Annotated in this window: 20 protein-coding genes and 1 riboswitch; of the genes, 9 read left to right on the top strand and 11 right to left on the bottom strand. The window is 55.9% G+C overall.

Annotation, left to right across the window (positions count from 1 at the left end; all coding sequences use genetic code 11):
• Position 1 precedes the first annotated feature (1 nt).
• Positions 2 to 463, bottom strand: a complete 462-nt coding sequence (locus tag K5845_RS04525) for an NUDIX domain-containing protein (RefSeq protein ID WP_287958477.1) — start codon at positions 461 to 463, stop codon at positions 2 to 4.
• 63 nt (positions 464 to 526) lie between these two features.
• Here K5845_RS04525 and K5845_RS04520 point away from each other — a divergent pair, with 63 nt between their 5' ends.
• The 5 genes from K5845_RS04520 to K5845_RS04500 all read left to right on the top strand — a co-directional run bounded on the left by K5845_RS04520 (position 527) and on the right by K5845_RS04500 (position 4797).
• Complete coding sequence (locus K5845_RS04520; protein ID WP_287958476.1) at positions 527 to 1480, top strand: metallophosphoesterase family protein; 954 nt, start codon at positions 527 to 529, stop codon at positions 1478 to 1480.
• Entirely contained in the window at positions 1477 to 2742 is a 1266-nt protein-coding gene (locus K5845_RS04515) for an MFS transporter (protein ID WP_046475699.1), read from the top strand. The genes K5845_RS04520 and K5845_RS04515 overlap by 4 nt, the downstream gene beginning before the upstream one ends.
• Positions 2739 to 2921 (top strand): hypothetical protein, encoded by a 183-nt coding sequence (locus K5845_RS04510; RefSeq protein WP_046475703.1) that lies wholly within the window; start codon positions 2739 to 2741, stop codon positions 2919 to 2921. The genes K5845_RS04515 and K5845_RS04510 overlap by 4 nt, the downstream gene beginning before the upstream one ends.
• Before the next feature lie 166 nt (positions 2922 to 3087).
• Positions 3088 to 4281: an alkaline phosphatase D family protein gene (locus tag K5845_RS04505; RefSeq protein ID WP_287958475.1), complete on the top strand. Its 1194-nt coding sequence runs from the start codon at positions 3088 to 3090 to the stop codon at positions 4279 to 4281.
• 51 nt (positions 4282 to 4332) lie between these two features.
• The gene (locus K5845_RS04500; protein WP_076605364.1) at positions 4333 to 4797 is read left to right on the top strand and encodes a DUF302 domain-containing protein; all 465 of its coding nucleotides are present in this window, start codon (positions 4333 to 4335) and stop codon (positions 4795 to 4797) included.
• Between the two features lie 29 nt (positions 4798 to 4826).
• On the opposite strand, the gene K5845_RS04495 is transcribed toward K5845_RS04500, so the two are convergent.
• Positions 4827 to 5678: a protein phosphatase 2C domain-containing protein gene (locus tag K5845_RS04495; RefSeq protein ID WP_287958474.1), complete on the bottom strand. Its 852-nt coding sequence runs from the start codon at positions 5676 to 5678 to the stop codon at positions 4827 to 4829.
• Between the two features lie 319 nt (positions 5679 to 5997).
• Between K5845_RS04495 and K5845_RS04490 the strand changes: the two genes are divergently transcribed.
• A complete protein-coding gene (locus tag K5845_RS04490) occupies positions 5998 to 7086 on the top strand; it encodes a patatin-like phospholipase family protein (RefSeq protein ID WP_244512384.1) in 1089 nt (362 codons plus the stop codon).
• 14 nt (positions 7087 to 7100) lie between these two features.
• Here the strand turns inward: K5845_RS04490 and K5845_RS04485 are convergent, their stop codons facing one another.
• Positions 7101 to 7877, bottom strand: coding sequence for a helix-turn-helix domain-containing protein (locus K5845_RS04485; RefSeq protein WP_046475715.1), 777 nt, complete (start codon positions 7875 to 7877; stop codon positions 7101 to 7103).
• 286 nt (positions 7878 to 8163) lie between these two features.
• Positions 8164 to 8730 (bottom strand): septal ring lytic transglycosylase RlpA family protein, encoded by a 567-nt coding sequence (locus K5845_RS04480; protein ID WP_046475718.1) that lies wholly within the window; start codon positions 8728 to 8730, stop codon positions 8164 to 8166.
• Positions 8731 to 9232: 502 nt separating this feature from the next.
• Between K5845_RS04480 and K5845_RS04475 the strand changes: the two genes are divergently transcribed.
• Positions 9233 to 9529, top strand: a complete 297-nt coding sequence (locus K5845_RS04475; protein WP_046475721.1) for a hypothetical protein — start codon at positions 9233 to 9235, stop codon at positions 9527 to 9529.
• A 44-nt stretch (positions 9530 to 9573) separates the two neighbouring features.
• Here the strand turns inward: K5845_RS04475 and K5845_RS04470 are convergent, their stop codons facing one another.
• The 3 genes from K5845_RS04470 to K5845_RS04460 all read right to left on the bottom strand — a co-directional run bounded on the left by K5845_RS04470 (position 9574) and on the right by K5845_RS04460 (position 11241).
• Positions 9574 to 10104: a bactofilin family protein gene (locus K5845_RS04470; protein WP_170832424.1), complete on the bottom strand. Its 531-nt coding sequence runs from the start codon at positions 10102 to 10104 to the stop codon at positions 9574 to 9576.
• 239 nt (positions 10105 to 10343) lie between these two features.
• Positions 10344 to 10709 (bottom strand): hypothetical protein, encoded by a 366-nt coding sequence (locus K5845_RS04465; protein ID WP_046475724.1) that lies wholly within the window; start codon positions 10707 to 10709, stop codon positions 10344 to 10346.
• Between the two features lie 127 nt (positions 10710 to 10836).
• A complete protein-coding gene (locus tag K5845_RS04460; RefSeq protein WP_090227631.1) occupies positions 10837 to 11241 on the bottom strand; it encodes a hypothetical protein in 405 nt (134 codons plus the stop codon).
• A 245-nt stretch (positions 11242 to 11486) separates the two neighbouring features.
• Between K5845_RS04460 and K5845_RS04455 the strand changes: the two genes are divergently transcribed.
• Positions 11487 to 12707, top strand: coding sequence for a hypothetical protein (locus K5845_RS04455; RefSeq protein ID WP_287958473.1), 1221 nt, complete (start codon positions 11487 to 11489; stop codon positions 12705 to 12707).
• Here the strand turns inward: K5845_RS04455 and K5845_RS04450 are convergent.
• The 4 genes from K5845_RS04450 to thiC form a co-directional block, all read right to left on the bottom strand.
• Positions 12704 to 14314: a TRAP transporter large permease gene (locus tag K5845_RS04450; protein ID WP_090227626.1), complete on the bottom strand. Its 1611-nt coding sequence runs from the start codon at positions 14312 to 14314 to the stop codon at positions 12704 to 12706. The genes K5845_RS04455 and K5845_RS04450 overlap by 4 nt on opposite strands.
• A gap of 20 nt (positions 14315 to 14334) precedes the next feature.
• Positions 14335 to 14955: a TRAP transporter small permease gene (locus tag K5845_RS04445; protein ID WP_046479782.1), complete on the bottom strand. Its 621-nt coding sequence runs from the start codon at positions 14953 to 14955 to the stop codon at positions 14335 to 14337.
• An 86-nt stretch (positions 14956 to 15041) separates the two neighbouring features.
• The gene (locus tag K5845_RS04440; protein WP_287958472.1) at positions 15042 to 16043 is read right to left on the bottom strand and encodes a TRAP transporter substrate-binding protein; all 1002 of its coding nucleotides are present in this window, start codon (positions 16041 to 16043) and stop codon (positions 15042 to 15044) included.
• A 235-nt stretch (positions 16044 to 16278) separates the two neighbouring features.
• Entirely contained in the window at positions 16279 to 18162 is a 1884-nt protein-coding gene (thiC, locus tag K5845_RS04435; RefSeq protein WP_046479783.1) for a phosphomethylpyrimidine synthase ThiC, read from the bottom strand.
• Positions 18163 to 18283: 121 nt separating this feature from the next.
• Positions 18284 to 18413, bottom strand: a riboswitch (TPP riboswitch).
• Positions 18414 to 18488: 75 nt separating this feature from the next.
• On the opposite strand from thiC, the gene K5845_RS04430 reads away from it, so the two are divergent.
• Positions 18489 to 18992, top strand: coding sequence for a DinB family protein (locus tag K5845_RS04430; RefSeq protein ID WP_287958471.1), 504 nt, complete (start codon positions 18489 to 18491; stop codon positions 18990 to 18992).
• The last annotated feature ends 43 nt before the right edge of the window (positions 18993 to 19035 follow it).

Below are 19035 nucleotides of genomic sequence, written 5' to 3'. Positions count from 1 at the left end.
TCTACCAGAGTTCTGCCACGGATACAGATCCTTTGATTTCGTCAATTCTGGCGCGTGTTGAGGCGTGGATTTGTTCTGGCAGGGCGTCTATCGAGAAAAAGCCGTGTTCGGCGATCTCAAAATTTGGCTTCGGGGCGACGGGTTGCTGCCATTCCCGAACTACGAAGAGTGCAATGTGATCACTGGGAAAGTAGCGAAAATTCGCATATATGCCGAAGAGTTGGGGGCGCCCCGTCATTTGAATGCCGGCTTCCTCTTTCAGTTCTCGGGCTAGTGCCGTCTCGATGGTCTCGTTCTTTTCAACGCCGCCTCCCGGAAAGTGCCAACCCGGCCTGTAGGTATGGCGGATCAAAAGAATTCGGCGGTCCGGTGCTATGACACACCCTTGAGCACCGATGGTGAGGGGGCGGGTCATGCGCCAGTAAGATTGGCGCGCGCGTTTCAAAATCCAGGATATTGGCACGGGCTAATCCTTTTACGTAGATCCGTTCGCTGGCAATGAATTTGGGCCGTCTGGAGCAGGCTGGTGGTACGAGAAAACACTGTAACGATCGCGCACATCTCAGATGTCCACCTTTCGCCCATTGCGGGATTCGGACCGCGTCATTGGAATGTGAAGCGCGCACTTGGCTATATCAATTGGCATCGCTCGCGCAAACGGGTGTGCCGGGCCGATGTCGTCGCAGATATCGTTGCCGATATGAAGGCGCAGACGCCGGATCATATCGCCGTGACCGGAGATCTCGTGAACGTTGGGTTGCCGCAAGAACTGGCCGCTGCGCGTCTCTGGCTAGAAAATCTGGGCTCACCCGACGCTGTCAGTGTCATTCCCGGAAACCACGACATCTATGTGCCGATGCGCCGTGACGAGGGGGTGCAGCGTTGGGCCGACTACATGTCGCCGGACAGCTACGGTGCCGCTTTTTCAGTGGGTGACAGTGGCTTTCCTTATGTGCGGCGAATTGGTCATGTCGCGTTGGTTGGGGTCAATTCGGCAATTCCCACTCCGGTGTTCGTAGCGGCGGGTCGTGTTGGCCAAAAGCAGCGCTCGGCGCTTGGACGAATTCTCGATAAATTACGTGCAGACGGTCTCGTCCGTGTTGTTTTGATACACCATCCACCGTTGCCTGGGCAGGCTTCGCCGAGGCGTGCACTCGTTGATGCACACGAGTTTCGAGAGGTATTAGAACAGCATGGCGCCGAGCTCGTTTTGCATGGGCATAATCACCGCAATATGCGGACTTATGCGGATGGTAAACGTGGGAAAATACCCGTTATAGGAATTGCGTCGGGTTCCTATGCGATTGCAAAGGACGTTGGCGTGCTTGCGCGATATAATTTGCTGAGGTTTACGCGCCGAGAGGACGTAGACCGGATTGATCTTGTCGGCCGGGGGCTCAAGAAAAACAACGGCCCAATCGTCGAACTCGAACGGACTGAACTCTCGTCGCACCAAATTGAAACCGGAGCATCAAAATGACCGTCCTTGAGGCGCGTAAACCATTCCACGCGCGCCCGCTTTGGCTGCTCGTTCTGTCTGCGGCAAGTATTGCCGCGATTGGCATGGGTCTCAGGCAGGTTATGGGACTTTATGTCGTTCCGGTTTCCGAGGCGTTGTCTTTGGGCCGCGAAGCTTTCGCGCTGGCGATTGCGCTGGCTAATCTTGTATGGGGCATGGCCGCCCCATTTCTCGGGATCATATCTGACAAGTATGGTGCGGGGCGCGTCATTGTGTTCGGTGCGGTGTCGACGGCGGTTGGCATGCTGCTGATGTGTTGGGCCAAGACAGAAATGGATCTGATCTGGTCTGGCGTTGCCTTGGGGCTTGGGGTCGCCGGAGCGGGCATCAACGCGACCGTTGGAGCCGTCGGCCGGGCAGCTCCGCCGGAAGAGCGGACGGCTGCAATCGCGACGGTTGGCATTGGTGCAGGCATCGGGCTGCTTCTGGCGTTGCCGTATTCTCATCTGCTGATGGAGGCGCTGGGCTGGCAGACAAGCCTCATCGTGCTTGCGGGCACAGCGATGATTATTCTGTTGCTCGTATGGCCGCTGTGCGGAGGTGCGACTTACGAGGCGACGCAGAGTTCGGCTCAATCGGCAGGCGAGGCTTTCCGGGAAGCGATGCGGCTGCCGAGTTTCTGGCTCCTCAATCTCGGATTTTTTGTTTGCGGATTTCACGTCATCTTTTACGCAACGCATTTGCCGCCGTTCGTTGCGGATCAGGGGCTGGGTCCTGAGATCGGTGTATGGGGGCTGACGGCTGTCGGTGTGGGTAACCTTTTGGGGACCTATCTCGCAGGTCAATGGGGCCGCAGACTGCCAAAGCGCTACGGGCTCAGCCTCATTTACATTTGCCGCGTCTTCATCTTCTTCGGCTTCCTGTATCTGCCTATGAATGGGCCGACGATTATCATTCTCAGTGGTCTCCTCGGCGTCCTATGGTTGTCGACCATTCCGCTAACCAGTGGGCTGATCGCAACGTTTTTCGGGGCGAAATGGTTGACCATGCTTTACGGCGTTGTCTTTTTTTCGCATCAGATCGGATCGTTTCTGGGTGTGTGGCTTGGCGGCGCGATTTATGATCGCTTCCAGTCCTATGATGCGATGTGGTGGATCTCGATCGCGCTTGGGCTATTTGCTGCGATCGTTCACTGGCCTATCGTAGAGCGGCCAGTGGCGCGGTTGAATCCGCAGATGGCGACAGCGGGTGCATCGCCCCTACGTGGAGTGGCAGAGCCATGAACAACCATGCTGACGATCGGATCGTGACTTCCGGCGATCTCGCTATGCCATCGTGGGTTCGGCGCGTGGTCTTCGCTGTCGTCGGACTGGTGATCGCCGGGGGCCTTTATCTCATAGCGGTGCGTGGGGACGCTCTGCTGGCGGATCTCTCCGCCCTTGTCACACTGATTTGCGGTTGAGCACCTACTTTGTTGCGATATCGCCTCGCGATTTTAGAACCGCGAGTGGCGCTGCATGACCTGAGTTGAGGACCGATTTGTGCGTGACGATCCCGACACCTCTTCTCCACACTCCTCTCCGAATTCGGGAAATACACTGCAAGTAGCTAAGTCTCGTTCCTCGAATATGATTTGGTTTGCTGTTGGCATTCCGTTGGTGATGCTTGTTGTCGGGGTCCTGCTAATTGTCTCGGCCGTTTCAGACGGCGATACGGCAACGCGCTCAGTATCGATGCCGGCGGAGATCGAGGTGCGGACGCCCGAAGTTTCCGCTTCTCAAGCCGATTTTCCCGAAGCTGTACGAGAAACATCTGTTGCGCTGCAAACGCCCTGGCTCGAATTGGATGCTCAAACTCGGCTCACTCGCATCGGGGTTGGATCGTGTCTCAGCCAATTGCACCCGCAGCCCATTTGGGAAGGTGTTCTTGGGCTCAAGCAAAGGCCAGAGCTTTTTCTCATGCTCGGCGACAATGTTTATGGGGATATCAAAAGCCCAGGTGGGGATGAGCTGATCGAGGCCTATCGCATGCAGGCCGTTCAACCCGAATTCGCAACAGCGCGTGCCGCGTTGCCGTTTCTCGCCACATGGGATGATCACGATTACGGTCTTAATGACGGAGGCGCGGATTTCCAGCATCGGGAGCTATCGACTGAGCTCTTTCTCGATTTCTGGAAAATGGCACCGCCTCAGCCTGCAGGTGGGATTTATTATTCGCGATATTTTGGGCCCGATGATGCGCGCGTGCAGATTATCATGCTCGACACGCGTTCCTTTCGGAGTGCTCTCAAGGTCAAAGGCGACCTATTCCCGTTCTGGGGGCGTTATGAACCGTCCTTCGACCCGGACCAGACGATGCTCGGAGAAGCGCAATGGCAGTGGCTCGAGGCAGAACTCAAGAAGCCAGCCAAGATACGTCTCCTGATCTCATCGATACAGGTTTTGTCGGAAGGTCATGGCTTTGAACGCTGGGGCAATCTGGCGAAGGAACGCGCACGTCTTTTGCAGCTCTTGGGAGATGTCGGCGCCAGGGGTACGATCCTGCTTTCGGGAGACCGGCATGCGTCGGCGATTTATTATACGACAGTGAATGGCAGCCAGGTCGTGCCCGAACTTACAGCGAGTTCGCTTAACCGGCCCTATGGGCCGTCACGCGACGGGAGAACCGATGAGCTGCTTACGGCGTTATTCAGCGAGGCGAATTTTGGTCTCGTTGATATTGACTGGGAGCGCGCGCAGGTGGCGCTGACAATTAAAGGTGTCAACGGTGAGACGTTGGAGTCTCTACGATTTAAATTTGCGGATCTCGGTATCGAACAGTGAGTGCCCGCGGGCCGGTTGTTGCGAGGGCAGGACAATGCGGAGAACAAGAAAATGAAACGGCTGTTTCACCTCATTCTCATGGCAACGTTTTTTCTGCCTCAGGCTGTACGCGCGTCAGAGTTCAACAGCGTTTCAACGCAGGAGTCGTTCGCTGATGTTGCCGCTTATGTCGAGAGTGCGATCATCAATCAGGGATTGACGATCGACTACAGCGGCGAGGTGAACAAAATGCTTGAGCGAACCGGTGGAGATGTCGGTTCGACAAAGACGATTTATACCGGTTCCAAATTCTTTTTATTCTGCTCGGCGAAGCTGTCGCGGGAGATGATGGAGGCGGATCCTACCAACGTCGGCTTTTGCCCGTTCATTGTGTTTGTCTACGAAACGGCCGCCGAACCCGGTGTCGTTCATGTCGGGTATCGCCGACCGGGAGCAGGGAAAGGGGAAGCTTCCAGCAAAGCGCTGGAGAATGTCGACAAACTTCTGGAGTCAATCATCAAAGAAGCTGCGGAATAAAAGTTATCTTATTTTTGATTGCGCCGAGATCAAATGATCTTCAGGAGTATTCCGGTGGCGTCGTCCGTTGCTTTGACACGTGGATGGCTTTTGCAAGACGCATCCGCAATTTCGATTTCGCGTAGTTCTCTTACGATCGCCTCTAGGCCACGTGTGATTGCGGCGTCGATCAATTCGTTTGGCTTGTAACGTTGGTAAAGTTCGCTCAAGCGCGTGAGGCCATCGCTTGCAATCAAGATATGATCACCTGGCGTGACATCGAGGCTACCGGTTGCGACAAACTTCGGCGGCGGTGGTGTTATGGACAGAGCACCGTATCCGTCCGGCAAATTGATTTTTGCGCGGCGTTTTCGAATCTTCGGCCATATGAGCGCTTTCACCTCGTCGTGTGAGGCAGTTGCATTCTGCTCTTGAAGGCTAACAACGACTTTTGCCGTCGACCGATCACCGGCCTCCGCGCCTCCTAGCCCGACGGTGTGCGTGTTCCCATCGGCTTGTGCGATCAACGCGCAGTCACCAACCGCGACATAGTCGACGCGATCACCATTGGCGCGAATGATCATTGTTGTCGCAGACGGATATTCATGCCGGCCGGCAGGTTGGCGCGTGATTGCGCGATCGAATGCAGCAGCGACGGTTTCGCATATCCGCGCCGGAAAGTCGTCGAGGTGCTCCGGCGGCATTAGTGCGGCGGTTGAGATAGTGCGGTGAACTGCTTCCGCAAACCAAGCGGCGTCGGTCCCACTGCCGATCAGTGGTGTTTCTAAGACGTCAGTGGCGCCATCGATGACCCATGCCATTAGTCCGCCGCAATGTCCGTAGCGATCCTCGTTCGCCTCACCTGACGCGAGGGAGATACTGTCGATGACTTCGAAGACCATTTGTCACTCCAGCAGGATTTGCCTTTGTTCGGCGGAATAGTGCGTGGATATGCCTAGCGCAGATCTTGATAGCTATGGTCTCTCGGCAACGTGATTGTGAAGACCTAGTGTGTCGCAGTGGAGTTGATCGCACAGTGCGCCATTCTTGATCTATGGTGAGAGACGCGTGGCGGTTGGAAACCGTATTTCAGTTCACTAAGGGCAAGCCCTCACGGGCCGATCTGCGTCCATGTCTGGGTCTGGATGGGCATTATTGTTCGTCCGTAGTCTTCACTAGTCATTGCCGTTGAAGGCCTTATGAAGGGGGTGCTCCGCAATCGTGCGCATTTTTAAAAATCAGTTGACCATTAATCTGGCTTTGCAGGGTGGGGGAGCCCACGGTGCTTTTACGTGGGGCGTGCTGGACCGGCTTCTCGAAGAAGAAAATATCGAGATTGGTTGGGTTAGCGCGACCAGTGCCGGAGCAGTGAATGCGGTTGCTCTCGCAGGCGGATTGGTCAACGGCGGTCGCGTGGCGGCACGCGCTAAACTGCATGAAGTTTGGGAGTCCGTTTACAAATCAGGGGTACCTGATCTCCTGCGGATGAATCCATTTCTCTACAGTCTCAGCCGTTCACCTGCACTCACGCAGGTTGCCAGTTTGTGGTCACCCTATGACTTTAATCCGTTGGGCTTCGATCCGTTGCGCCGGATTCTGACCGATGCGATCGACTTCGATGCCTTGCGAGATGGATCACCCATCCAATTGTTGATTGCAGCGACTGAGATTGCGACGGGGCGTGCGCGTTTGTTTCGCAATCACGAACTCACAATCGAAAGTGTGCTGGCTTCAGCGTGCTTGCCTACGATCCATCATGCCGTTGAGATCGATGGCAAAGCATATTGGGATGGCGGCTTTTCAGCCAACCCCGATATCGTAACGTTAGCCGGTGAGAGCCCTGTGAACGATACGTTGATCGTTCAGCTCAATCCTACGGCGAAATCAGGGTTGCCAACGGGCGTGCGAGAAATTGCGGATCATGCCAACAGGCTGACGTTTAATGCGCCGTTGATCCGCGATGTCGAGATTATCGAGACAGCGCGTGAGGCGGTTGGCCACTTTGGACGTTTCGGGCTTCGCGGCCGGCTTGCGCGTTTGGTCAAGCATCGGTTCCACCACATCGAGGCTGGCCGCTACACAAGCTCTCTTAGCCCGGAGTCCAAGATCAAACCGGATTGGGAAACCTTTATGTATTTGCAGCGGGCCGGCAGGCTGGAAGCCAGTAAATGGCTAGACCGGCATCGTGCGGATGTCGGCGTAAAATCGACTGTCGACCTCAAGGCGCGTTTTCTCGATGCCCGTGATGAAGCGGCTACGCAGGGCGGCGAAGCCGGAGAGGCTCAGCCCCGGGATCGGATCGCCGGCTGAGTTCCAGCAATCGCTTAGGGGCCGGCGACGAGACGGGCGTAGCCTTGATGAACCGTCTCGGCCAGAATTTCCGCGTACTTGGCGTAGTGCTTTGATGCCGATGTAATCTCGCCAAGCTGATCAGGGCTTATCGTTTCCGTTTTCACATAGACGATCGGTGACGCAACGGGCACGAGCATGGCGCCCTGCCGGTTCAGCGTGGAGATGATGCCGCGCATATAGTCGGTTTGATCGAGCTGCGAGACCATCACCATACGCATCGCGCCTTTGGTCAATGACACGAGATGAATGAACATCGAGGATGCGGGGACGTAGATCCTTCCCCGATGCTGGAAGTTCACATCCGGCCGATCGAATTCTTCGAACAAGAGGCTGGGCCAGTCTGGGTCCCAAACGATCTGTGTCCGGTAGGCGATAATGAGATCGGGCTTGGAAAACGCCGGACGGATAGTGAGGTAAGACCCGATGTAGTGGTCGACCGCTGCCCGTGTGTAAGCGCCCATGTAAACGGGAGCTGCGAGCCCACCGTCACCACGAAGTTCCATGGGACCGGAGACTACAGAGCCGGTCCAAGCGGCTTTTATGTCAGCGTACTCAAGGCCCAGCACCATGCAGACGTCAAAGAGAGTCTGGTCCCTGACTGAGCGGCCCGCGAGCAGGTTCTGGACCGTTTTTTCATGACAGTCGGCAGCGTCAGCGAGTTCGGACTGTGTCAGCTTCTTCTCGACCATTGCTGTGCGAAGTATGGCAATTGCCGTGTCGCGATGGGAAGGCCGAGGAATATCGCTCATTAACGTGCCGGGCTGGAGGCGCAAGATCGGTGCCGGCGAAAAGCCGGAATGGAATTGTCTTCTTGCGGGAAAATACCGTTACTTGCGGGCCCTTGGCAAACGCCAAGCACGGAATATCTCGCAATTTTTAATCGTGAGTTCGATTGTCAGCACGATGAGCGATTTATGTGCCGTCAATGTGGTGGGCGTGAAACGATGCTACGTCCGGCGCAAAGTTCATAAGAAAAGGCGGGGAACTCGTCGTTCCACCGCCCCAGAGTCTTCGTGATTTTTTTATTGTTTAGGCTCAGCTCTTGCCGAGAACCTCGATGCTGACCGGTACAACGCCTGCGTTCTGCATGCCGATCGAGTGAGCAGCGGCTTTGGACAGGTCGATGATGCGGCCCTTCACGTAGGGACCACGATCATTGATCTTCACGACGACGGAGCGACCATTGTGATGGTTGGTCACACGTACACGCGTACCGAAGGGCAGCGTTTTGTGAGCAGCGGTCATGGCGTTGGGGTTAAACCAGCCACCGGATGCGACGCGCTGCGGCTGCCAGTAATAGGACGCCTTGCCGGATGCCTTGTGACCGGTGCTGCGATAGGCGGTTTTAGACGAACCTGATTTCTTGGCTGCCTTGGAATAGGTCTTCTTACCGGAGCTCTTAGCACTGTACTTTTTGGTCTTCTTTTTCGTGCTGTAGCTTGCGGACGGCTGCTTGGGGGCGCTCGTTCCGAGCTTCGACTTAGAAGCCCCACCGCAGACGTAAGAAGCGCCGACGCATTTCCAGGTTTGCTGTGAGGCTTGAGCTTCCACAACCCCGAAAGACATAGCAGCGACGAACAGCCCTGTAATCAGCTTGCGCATGTTACGTTCCTTTTCTCAAACACGGCAGAGCTCAGGCGCACAAAATCTCCCCCAACCGGGGATCGGCCCGGTTGCCAAAACCAAGGATCAAGCAATTTAGAAAGTACCCTCAGTGCAGGTGCGGAGTGATGACCTCACATGTACCCTTAGCTACTCGTCAGAACTCTTTGCTGCCGTGGCCCTTATTAGAGCGTACCCACCTGTAAACATGTGTACCTGTTCTGACGGGGCGAACGTGACCACCGCGAAATGTGGCCGTCAACGCTGAAATAATCCCATTAAATTTAACTGATGGGTGCATATCTTTGAAAAGACAGCGTTTTAAATTTTAACTTTGGATGTAGCCGCGACTGCACGCCGCAGTGCCGCAGCAACTTTAACCTTTCCGAGTGGCTGAATTTGCAATTGGACGTGCACAGAGCTCCGCTCTGAATTTCTGTCGGCTCACCGTCAGATGGAGGCGAAAGTTATGAAACCATGGCAAAAACGAATTAGGACCCCAATGCTGGTGTTTGCGTTGGGCCTGGTGGGAATAACGTGCTTCGGCGCGACAGCTGACGCGCGTATCGAATGCCGTAACGGCAGCCAACTGGTTGGCGGGAATTGGATCTCAACGCCGTACTGCGAAGATCAGCGGGTCGCTGAGGTGGCGGCGGAATATGGAATGCGGGTTTCGGCAGACGCTATTCGTAAGAACCCGAACGTGAAGAAAGAGGTCTGCCGGCTTATCGGCCAGGACATACGCGTTGATATGGCTTGCCAGACGGTTTTGCCACAGTTACGCGGCCGCGGCCTCTAGTTGCCGCGGCTGATTTGGATGTGTGTTGGCTCGATCGTTGTTTTTTAGTTGCTGGTTGAAGCAGCAGTGAGCGAAGCGACGTCCAAGTTCGGGCTGAGTTCCGCGTCGTCTTTTGGACGGCGCACTCGGCCATCGAAATGTGCGCCTTCGGCGATCGATAGCGTACGGTGATGGATGTCGCCCTCGACCCGCGCCGTTGAGGTGAGTGTAACGCTGCTGCCGCGAATGGCACCGTCGACTTCACCCTCCACTGAGACAGAATGTGCGGTCACGACCCCGGTGACCTTACCACTACGGCCCACGACGACTTCCTTGCCATTAATGTCGCCTTGGATGTTGCCGTTGATGTGCACGCGGCTCTGGGAAACAATTGTGATCTTCTGGCCGACGATAGCGAGATCGTCACCAATGATCGACGTGGATGTCGGTGATTGTTGGTTTCCAGCAGGCTGTTGTTGTTGAGAAGGTAATGGAAAAGCCGGGGGACTGGGCGGTTGAGGTGGGGTTGCGTGTGACGTTGAAGGTAGCGGCTGTTCATGGGGCTTCTGATCTTGATTCGCGCTACGACCAAACACGTTCAACCTCCATATTACCCTAAGTCCAGGAGGGATAACCCTCGACACGGACTCTTCCCATCGAATCACGGGCAGCATGCCTGTGAGCGTGATACCTGTCGAGCAGCATCACGTCTTTTCGGCGCTATGATGACCGTGGCCTACAATTTGAGGTTTTGGTGCTGATTTTGGGGCGACATGGAGGTTACGCGCGAACTTTTGTGGCTTGCGCGTCTGAAATACGTCACTGAGCTCGACCCTCAGGGAATGTAGAGGTCCACGAAGGGAGCCCGAATATAAAGACCGCCCCGATAGCGTCGCCTCACATAGGGGCGATAGTAGTAATCGTCGTCATAGTAATAGGGCGTGGCGCTGTATACGTACCCATACCGCCTGTAGGGACGATACCGATAATAGCGATACGGCCGATAGGCGTAGTAATCTCCGTCGCCATAGTAATAACGCCGGCCGACCTTCAGTAGAAGGCTATCATTCTCAGCTGTACTCTTGGTCGACGAGACCGCTGGATTGAGAGGGAGCGCGCTGACGGAAGTTGAGGCAAGGCCTAACATTACTAAAGCGGCGATGCCTCCCAACACGCGGCTACCCGGGATCAATGCGGACATAACATCTCTCCTTTGCCCATCCCACAGCGTAGACTGTGTGACGACAACCCGTGTTGAGCCCTGGCGGTTCCATGGCTGAAATTGTTTGGCTGGTCTGCGCGGCGGGGATAGCTAAGGGTTTGAAATATCAGTCGTGTACGAGGGCACGCGACACCAGCCAAATGCCAAAGGCTGCGATTGCCAATGCGGGCCAGATTAGAAACGCTTCCGTTTTCTCAAGGATCATGGTGCGCCCGATTGCGAGGAGGATTGCGGCGTCTTTGTTTGAAAAGAAAACAGTCCAGTATGCTATCTGTACAATGGCAGGGATTGCGACGGCGGCAGCAAAGACCCATAGCGGCCACCGCCGCAGACCTAGGCTGTGGTAGCGGGCCGTCAGTATCCATATCAGCGGAATGATTATTGCCAGAGTCGTTGTGGCGGGCCCGTAAAAGCCAAACCATCGCGTATTGAGTAGGTACAGGACCAATGCCAGCGCCGCTCCGAAGGCGGCAGTAGAGATAAAGCCCTTCAGAAATGTAGCGTGAGACATTAATCAAACCCCAGTCCAGAAGCATTTGCGGGGCGCGTGGATACGTTTGGCCTTCGCCACGTCGCGAGATCTATGAAAACTAACTCGGTGGTCCTCAATTGGCCCTAGGGCTGGGCATATTTGTCGAAAGTTGTGGCTTCGGGGCTTCAGGGGGACACGGAATGTTTGCCGGGCCCTTGTCACGGGGATAGCAACCCGCTTCAAACAATGACTGTTGCGGGAGTTCAGGGACACGGGAAACCGCCATGCTTTTAGGCGCGCGTATCTTTGTTGCAGTCGCTTTTACAATACTCGGGGCAACCTTTATCGCCACGACCGGTGCCCTTTACTATGAGTTTGGCTATCAGGCGAAAAGCGATGCGTGGATTTCGCTCGCGACGTTCTACAGCCACTTGTTTATTTTTTTCCCGCTGTTTGGTGTGTTGGCGCTGGTGGCGTTCTATGTGCCATCGTGCGTCTTCGTAGACATGTATTGGCGGCATGTCTCCTGGGGCAAGCTGCGCTTTACATTAGGCCTGCTCCTCGTCGCCGCCATATCCGTCGGCGCGGGCTGGGGCCTTGGCGGTGGGCAACTTCGTTCCATTTGGGAAGTAAAACCAGAAGTTCTGGCTGAAGATCCGGGCGATCCGCCGGGCTGCAATTCGGCGCAGCAATCGTGTCTGCGGGTTCCTGTGATGACGGCGTTGAGCGATGTGGTGGCGCGCAGCAAAGCGCGCGCTGGCATGTCGCAGTTTGTGCGCAATTGCGAACCCGATCCCTTAATCGAGACGCCCCCTGAGCAACTGTCGCGACGATATTGCTTTGCAACTCAGACGTTGGTCGACGCGGCGACGTGTTGCCAAGCTCAGAAGCAGTTCGGATTGGCTATCCGGAATATGTTCGAGCCTGAGGCCAACCGTTCGTTGATGGTGAAGGTTCACAAGGCGCTGCTGCCGTTCAAGATTTTCTTCCTTTTGGTGGTATTTCTTATTGCCCCGCTGCTGGCGATCCGCCGTCGCGGCATTGCCGAAAACTATGGGCCCTGGATCATTAAGATCGAACGCGGTGTTTTGGTCGGGGCGGTGGCGATGTTGTTCTTCCCAATCATGAACTTGGCATTTCTGCAGTCGTCGGGCTTGCTTTATGGAACGGCTCTCGACTCCGTCTATCGGTCGATCTCTTGGCCGTTGATGTTGACCTTCGGCGGTTGGGCGCTGTTGTTGCTGTTCTTCTTCTTCCGCGATGTCGACAAGGATATTGAGACGGTTGCACGCATCGCCGGTGTCGTCGGTTCCGCGCTGGCTGTGACCAAGTACCAGCTTATTGTCGACTACGCCGTTCGCTTTATGGGCTCCGGGGCGTCGATTACGACGCTCGGCATCATTGCCGCTCTTGTCGGCATCGCGTTCCTTGCCATTGTTCTCCAGCCTAAGCTCAAGAGGTCCAAGGCGAAGGAAGTGCAAGAAGCGCTGGAAACGGGAAGCTAGCGGACGATGATCTCCGGCCCCATCAAAAGCGTTGGCAGGAACGTTGAGATGATCGGTATGTAGGTGATTATAATCAGGAACACCACGAGGACTGCAACGAACGGCAAAGCGGCTCGGACGACCTGAATCAAGTTCATTCCGGTTATTCCGGAGGTAACGAACAGGTTCAGGCCGATGGGTGGTGTGATCATGCCGATTTCCATGTTCACGACCATGATGATACCGAGGTGGATCGGGTCCACCCCAAGCTCCATTGCGATGGGAAAGACGACTGGGGCAACGATCAGGAGAAGCCCTGAGGGCTCCATGAACTGGCCGCCCACAAGCAGCAAGAGGTTCACTGCAATCAGGAACGTGAACCAGTTGAAGCCGGCTCCTATCATCCATTCCGTGATTGCCTGAGGGATACGCTCCGAGGTCAATACGTGTGCGAAAAGCAGCGCGTTCACGATGATGAACATCAGCATGACGATGGTTTTCGATGAGTCGACCATAGATGCGCGCGTGTCAGCATGAAAGAGCGCCGGGAAGAAGACTTTCACGATGAGCCACGTGTTGCGCCCCCAGGGCGGGAGGCCTTTTAGTAGCGTGAGCGGGATGCCGCTTATGCTGCTTTCCGGATCGCGGAGCATAGGGTAAGCGAAGAGTATAATTATTGCACCGCTACCCCCAATGAGCGCTCGATTATCGAGCCCGGCGCCGGGCAGGAAAAAGAACGACAAGATTAGGAAAACGAGAAAAAAAGATCCTGCGTAGACAGAGGCAAAGAAGCCGACACGCGTGCGATGGTCGGTTCCTTCCAGAAGCCAAGGGACGTTTTTGAGTGGGCCGATATCCCGGTAAATGAAGAGAGCGACGAAGCCAGCGTAGACTGCTGCGACGGCTGCGGCTTCTGTCGGTGTGAAAGCACCTCCGTAAATGCCTCCGATTATTATAACGATGAGGAACAGGCCCCAGGCGGCGTCCTTGCCTGCTGAGATGAGTTCGTGAAATCCCTTCCATTCTTCCGCGGGAAAGTTTTTGACGCGCGCCATAATGTAGATGGCGATCATCAGCATCAGTCCAGCGAGAATGCCAGGGAGGACGCCAGCCAGAAACATTCGACCGACCGACACGTCAGTTGCGGCCGCGTAGACCACCATAACGATTGAAGGCGGAATGAGGATGCCGAGCGTGCCGGCATTGCAGATAACGCCTGCGGCGAACTCCTTCGTGTATCCGACCTGACGCATGCCGGCGATGGCGATGGTGCCGATTGCGACGACAGTTGCCGGTGACGATCCCGATAGAGCCGCAAACATCATACAGGCAAATACGCTCGCGATGGCGAGGCCACCGCGTATATGCCCGACCGCAGCTATCGCGAAACGGATGATGCGGCGCGCCACACCGCCCGTGGACATGAAGGTAGACGCGAGAATGAAGAAGGGAATTGCAAGCAGCGTATAGTTCTGTGAGCTGGTGAACAGTTGCAATGCGACGGACGACATCGAGTCGCGAGAGAAAAATGCGATGATCAGAACGCTGGAAAGACCGAGGGCAACGGCGATCGGCACACCGAACAACAGCATACCGAGAACGAGTGCAAATAAGATCCCTGCTTCCATTGCCTCACCCCGATGCGCTTTTATTCGCGAATGGATTGTTTGGTCGATGCCACGAGATCTTCCGCTTCGTGGCTGGCAATAATCGTTTCACGTTTGCCACGCGCGATGTCGATGAAGGCTTGGAGGGAACGAAAGGCGAGCAATGCCAGGCCGACGGGTAAGATCAGGTAGGAAACCCAACGGTGAACGCGATCCTGAAGGCCAAAGGTTTGCTGCACCCATTCCGGATAGCGCAGATCATCCAGGCCGATCCCGATCTTGTACATCTTCGTCCAGTAATCCATGGCGCCGCCGCGCGTGTTCGCGCCGAGCACCTGCATCCAGTCCGCACTGAACAAAATGACCGCGTACAGGATGCAAGCCAGCGCGGCGAACAAGGCCGTGATGCGGTAAATGGGTTTGGGAAACAGGCGGACGACGGCATCAATGCCAAGGTGTGTTCCGGCTTTGATGCCATAGCTCATCCCGAACAAAATCATCCAGGCGAACAGGATGCGGGTGAGTTCCAGAGCTCCGTTCCAACCCGAATTGAAGACATAACGCATGATGACCTGGGTAAAGGAAATCAGCGTAATGGACGCCAAGAGCAGAGCGAGAATGTTTTCCTCGAGCCGCGTGATAAATCGCGACAGCGTCTGCATGCGTTTCTCCCCCTCAAGGCCGAATTGGTGGCCTGTTGGCATAGCGAAAAAGCGCCCCGTCGGGGCGCCTCTCACTTGTTGTCGCGTTAGCTGTTGTTGGCCGCCACAGCGGCATCAATCACATCTTTGCCGATGTCATTTTCGAATTTGGACCAGACCGGTTTCATCGTATCGACCCAGGCTTTGCGTTGTTCTGGGCTTAGCGTACGGATCTTGCTGCCTGCATCAAGAATGTTTTGGCGGTTCTTGGCTTCTTGTTTGACGACGTTGTCGTTGGCCGTTTGCGTCACTTCCTGAGCAATTTTCAGGAACTGTTCGCGAACATCCGGATCAAGTCCGTCCAGCCATTCCTTTGACGTGACGAGCAAGTACGCGAGCAGTTGATGGTTCGTTTCGGTGATGCCGTCCTGAACCTCAAAGAACTTTTGCGTGTAGATGTTCGACCAAGTGTTTTCCTGGCCGTCAACGACGCCGGTCTGCAGCGCGCCGTAGACTTCTTTGAATGCCAGCTTTTGCGCGTTGGCTCCAAGCGCTTCGATCATGGCGACGGCCACGTCCGATGTTTGCACGCGGAACTTCAAACCCTTTGCATCGGTGGGTTCGATGAGCGGTTTGCTGGCAGAAAACTGCTTCAGCCCAGAACTCCAATATCCCAAGCCGATAAAGCCTTTATCCGCTACGACGTTGAGAAGGTCTTTGCCTGACTTGCTGTTTGTGAAGCGATCAACGGCCGAGAGGTCAGCAAAGAGGAACGGGAGATCGAAGAGGCGGTATTTCTTCGTGTAGGCTTCGAATTTGGAAAGCGAGGGTGCTGCGAGTTGGACGTCGCCCAAGAGAAGGGCTTCCATCACCTTGTCGTCGTCGAACAGCTGAGAATTCGGGAAGACCTCCATGCAGGCCTTACCGTTCATCTCTTTGTTCACGCGTTCAGCGAAGAGCGTGGCGGCGTCGCCTTTGGGGTGGCCTGTCGCTTTTACGACGTGGCTGAACTTAATGACGATTTCGCCATCGTCGCAGTTCGCCAAAGCTGGGCTGGTCGCCATGACGGTGGCCAAGGCCGCGCACGCAGAAAAGACTTTGAAACGCATGTGTTTCCTCCGTTTTAACCGCCGGGCATGCACTTGCATAGCCGGATCGGCGTTTACGGCAGGAGGGACGACACGCCTGCCGTACTTAGCCGTTTAAAATTGATTTTTCGTATTCTTTTTGAGTGGTGGGACCGAAAAAGGTGCCGCCCTGATGTTAATCTTACATACTTTTTTGTATCTGCCGAGCACGGCATTCGTTGGGTGTGGAATGCCGTGCCGGCTATGGGCGTGTGCCTTAACCTAGCGATCGATTGCTCTGTTTGATCGCTTCGGCGTCAGCCTGTTCCGCATCGACGTAGACGTTGCCGCCCATTTCCCGGAACTTTTCGCTCATTTCTGTCATGCCCGCTTCCTTGCTGTTCAAGGTTGCGGCGTAGTCGCGGACGTCCTGCGTGATTTTCATCGAGCAGAATTTTGGTCCGCACATTGAGCAGAAGTGCGCGACCTTGTGGGCTTCCTTGGGCAGCGTTTCGTCATGGAATGCCCGTGCCGTATCGGGATCGAGGCCGAGGTTGAACTGATCCTGCCAACGGAAATCGAAACGGGCCCGGGAAAGTGCATCGTCCCGGAGCTGAGCCGCTGGATGTCCCTTGGCGAGGTCGGCGGCATGTGCCGCGATCCGATATGTCACCACGCCGGTCTTGACGTCATCACGGTTCGGGAGACCCAAATGCTCCTTTGGCGTGACGTAGCACAGCATTGCTGTGCCGAACCAACCGATCATGGCGGCGCCGATGCCGGATGTGATGTGGTCGTAGCCGGGTGCTATGTCGGTCGTTAGTGGGCCGAGGGTGTAGAACGGCGCCTCGCCACATTCGGCGAGCTGCTTGTCCATGTTGATCTTGATCTTGTTCATGGGCACGTGCCCAGGGCCTTCGATCATGACCTGACAGCCCTTGTCCCAGGCAATCTTGGTCAGTTCACCCAGGGTTTCGAGTTCGGCGAACTGTGCACGGTCGTTGGCGTCGGCGATCGAACCGGGGCGGAGGCCGTCTCCGAGCGAGAACGACACGTCGTAGGCGCGCATGATGTCGCAAATCTCGTCGAAGTGCTCGTACAGGAAGCTTTCCTTGTGATGCGCAAGGCACCACTTGGCCATAATCGAGCCGCCACGCGAGACGATGCCGGTGACGCGCTCGGCGGTCAGATGGATGTAGGCAAGGCGGACGCCCGCGTGGATCGTGAAGTAATCGACGCCTTGTTCGCACTGCTCGATCAGCGTGTCGCGGTAAAGTTCCCAGGTGAGCTTGATGGGGTCGCCGCCGCATTTTTCGAGAGCCTGATAGATCGGCACTGTGCCGATCGGGACGGGCGAGTTGCGGAGAATCCATTCGCGCGTGTTGTGGATGTTGCGTCCTGTGGACAGGTCCATGACCGTGTCGCCACCCCAACGGATCGACCACACCATTTTCTCGACCTCTTCCTCGACGGAGGAGGTGACGGCGGAGTTGCCGATGTTGGCGTTCACCTTGACGAGGAAGTTACGGCCGATTGCCATCGGCTCGAGTTCAGGGTGATTGATGTTGGCGGGGATGATGGCGCGGCCGCGCGCAACTTCGTCCCGTACGAACTCGGGCGTGATGAATTCGGGGATTGCGGCACCAAAGCTTTCACCGTTGGCAAGCGCACTGGCGGCACGTTCCAGGGCCTTCTCACGGCCCAGGTTTTCGCGGTGGGCGACGTAGATCATCTCTTTCGTGATGATGCCTGCGCGTGCGAACTCCAATTGCGTAACGGGAGCTCCGTTCGCCCCGCGAAGAGGTTTTTGCTTGTTGGGGAAGTCGCGCGCCAACGCGGCACCGGCGACATTGCCGTTGTCTTCCGGCTTGATTTCGCGGCCTTCATAAGACTCAACGCCACCGCGCTCCTCAATCCAGGAGGTCCGAATGCGGGGCAAGCCCTGCTCCACGTCGATTGCCGCGTCGGATTCAGTGTAAGGGCCGGAGGTGTCGTAAACGCGGAAGGTTGGCTCGGCGGGATCGGTCAAAGCGATTTCGCGGAGTGGGACGCGGACGTCAGAATGGCCTTCCGGTGAGGAATAGACCTTGCGCGAGCCTGCGATGGGTCCGGTCGTCACCTTCGGGACCATTAGATCGGCAGTGCGCGTGATTTTATTCATACTAGCTCTCCATTCGCCTTGCGGCTTCAGGCCCGCTGTTGGGCCGGTGAAATCCGCGCTGGCGCCGTCGCCAAACGGGCTGACGGCGCGGTGATGACAAATGCGAGTCAGGCGAAAAAGGAGGTACAGTCGTGTCCGTCCCTTCGCCGGCATGACCCGGATCAGGTTCAAAGGGTGCTCGCACGGCTGCTATGAAGCAATAAGCCTTTAGCGCGATCTCAGCCAGTTGTCCGGCGCCCCTCGGAATAAGCCAAATTGTTATAGACATTGCCCTGTTTTGCAAAGGGCAATCGGATGAAAGCGAACAGAAGATAAGGGAACGATGGATGATCACGCCCGAATACGCCCGCTTGTTTGCGCGCTACAACTGTTGGCAAAACAAGAGCCTGTATGATGCAGCAAGTGCGCTTTCGGATGATGAGCGAAAGGCGAAGCGAGGCGCATTCTTTGGTTCAATACACGCCACCCTCAATCATCTGCTTTGGGGGGATCAGATTTGGATGAGCCGTTTGGCGGGGACGCCGAAGCCGACGGCTGCTTCGATCCCGGACTCCCTTGCTCAGTTCGACGATTGGGATGGGCTTTGCGGTGAGCGCGTGGCTTTCGATCAGATTATTAGTGATTGGACGAAGGCGATGACGCCAGAGATGCTTTCGGGCGACCTGACGTGGTATTCGGGATCGATAGGGCGTGAGTTAACGAAGCCGCGTTGGGTCTGCGTCGTGCATTTGTTCAATCACCAAACGCATCATCGCGGGCAGGTACATTGTTTGCTCACGCAGCTCGGGTGTACACCAGAGGCGACGGACATTCCGTTCATGCCGGAGTAATTTGCTGGAACCGGCTTTGGTTTCTGGATTCGTCATCCCGCGA

It is taken from the genome of Filomicrobium sp., from assembly GCF_025698805.1.
GTDB classification, from domain to species: Bacteria; Pseudomonadota; Alphaproteobacteria; order Rhizobiales; family Hyphomicrobiaceae; genus Filomicrobium; species Filomicrobium insigne.
This window is presented reverse-complemented; position numbering and strand designations above follow the sequence as displayed.

What these genes read in the sequence shown, in the direction of transcription:
- K5845_RS04515 (WP_046475699.1), top strand. Translation starts at nt 1,477, where the DNA reads ATGACCGTCCTTGAGGCGCGTAAACCATTCCACGCGCGCCCGCTTTGG.
- K5845_RS04510 (WP_046475703.1), top strand. Translation starts at nt 2,739, where the DNA reads ATGAACAACCATGCTGACGATCGGATCGTGACTTCCGGCGATCTCGCT.
- K5845_RS04505 (WP_287958475.1), top strand. Translation starts at nt 3,088, where the DNA reads ATGATTTGGTTTGCTGTTGGCATTCCGTTGGTGATGCTTGTTGTCGGG.
- K5845_RS04500 (WP_076605364.1), top strand. Translation starts at nt 4,333, where the DNA reads ATGAAACGGCTGTTTCACCTCATTCTCATGGCAACGTTTTTTCTGCCT.
- K5845_RS04495 (WP_287958474.1), bottom strand. Translation starts at nt 5,678, where the DNA reads ATGGTCTTCGAAGTCATCGACAGTATCTCCCTCGCGTCAGGTGAGGCG.
- K5845_RS04485 (WP_046475715.1), bottom strand. Translation starts at nt 7,877, where the DNA reads ATGAGCGATATTCCTCGGCCTTCCCATCGCGACACGGCAATTGCCATA.
- K5845_RS04480 (WP_046475718.1), bottom strand. Translation starts at nt 8,730, where the DNA reads ATGCGCAAGCTGATTACAGGGCTGTTCGTCGCTGCTATGTCTTTCGGG.
- K5845_RS04475 (WP_046475721.1), top strand. Translation starts at nt 9,233, where the DNA reads ATGCTGGTGTTTGCGTTGGGCCTGGTGGGAATAACGTGCTTCGGCGCG.
- K5845_RS04465 (WP_046475724.1), bottom strand. Translation starts at nt 10,709, where the DNA reads ATGTCCGCATTGATCCCGGGTAGCCGCGTGTTGGGAGGCATCGCCGCT.
- K5845_RS04460 (WP_090227631.1), bottom strand. Translation starts at nt 11,241, where the DNA reads ATGTCTCACGCTACATTTCTGAAGGGCTTTATCTCTACTGCCGCCTTC.
- K5845_RS04455 (WP_287958473.1), top strand. Translation starts at nt 11,487, where the DNA reads ATGCTTTTAGGCGCGCGTATCTTTGTTGCAGTCGCTTTTACAATACTC.
- K5845_RS04450 (WP_090227626.1), bottom strand. Translation starts at nt 14,314, where the DNA reads ATGGAAGCAGGGATCTTATTTGCACTCGTTCTCGGTATGCTGTTGTTC.
- K5845_RS04445 (WP_046479782.1), bottom strand. Translation starts at nt 14,955, where the DNA reads ATGCAGACGCTGTCGCGATTTATCACGCGGCTCGAGGAAAACATTCTC.
- K5845_RS04440 (WP_287958472.1), bottom strand. Translation starts at nt 16,043, where the DNA reads ATGCGTTTCAAAGTCTTTTCTGCGTGCGCGGCCTTGGCCACCGTCATG.
- thiC (WP_046479783.1), bottom strand. Translation starts at nt 18,162, where the DNA reads ATGAATAAAATCACGCGCACTGCCGATCTAATGGTCCCGAAGGTGACG.
- K5845_RS04430 (WP_287958471.1), top strand. Translation starts at nt 18,489, where the DNA reads ATGATCACGCCCGAATACGCCCGCTTGTTTGCGCGCTACAACTGTTGG.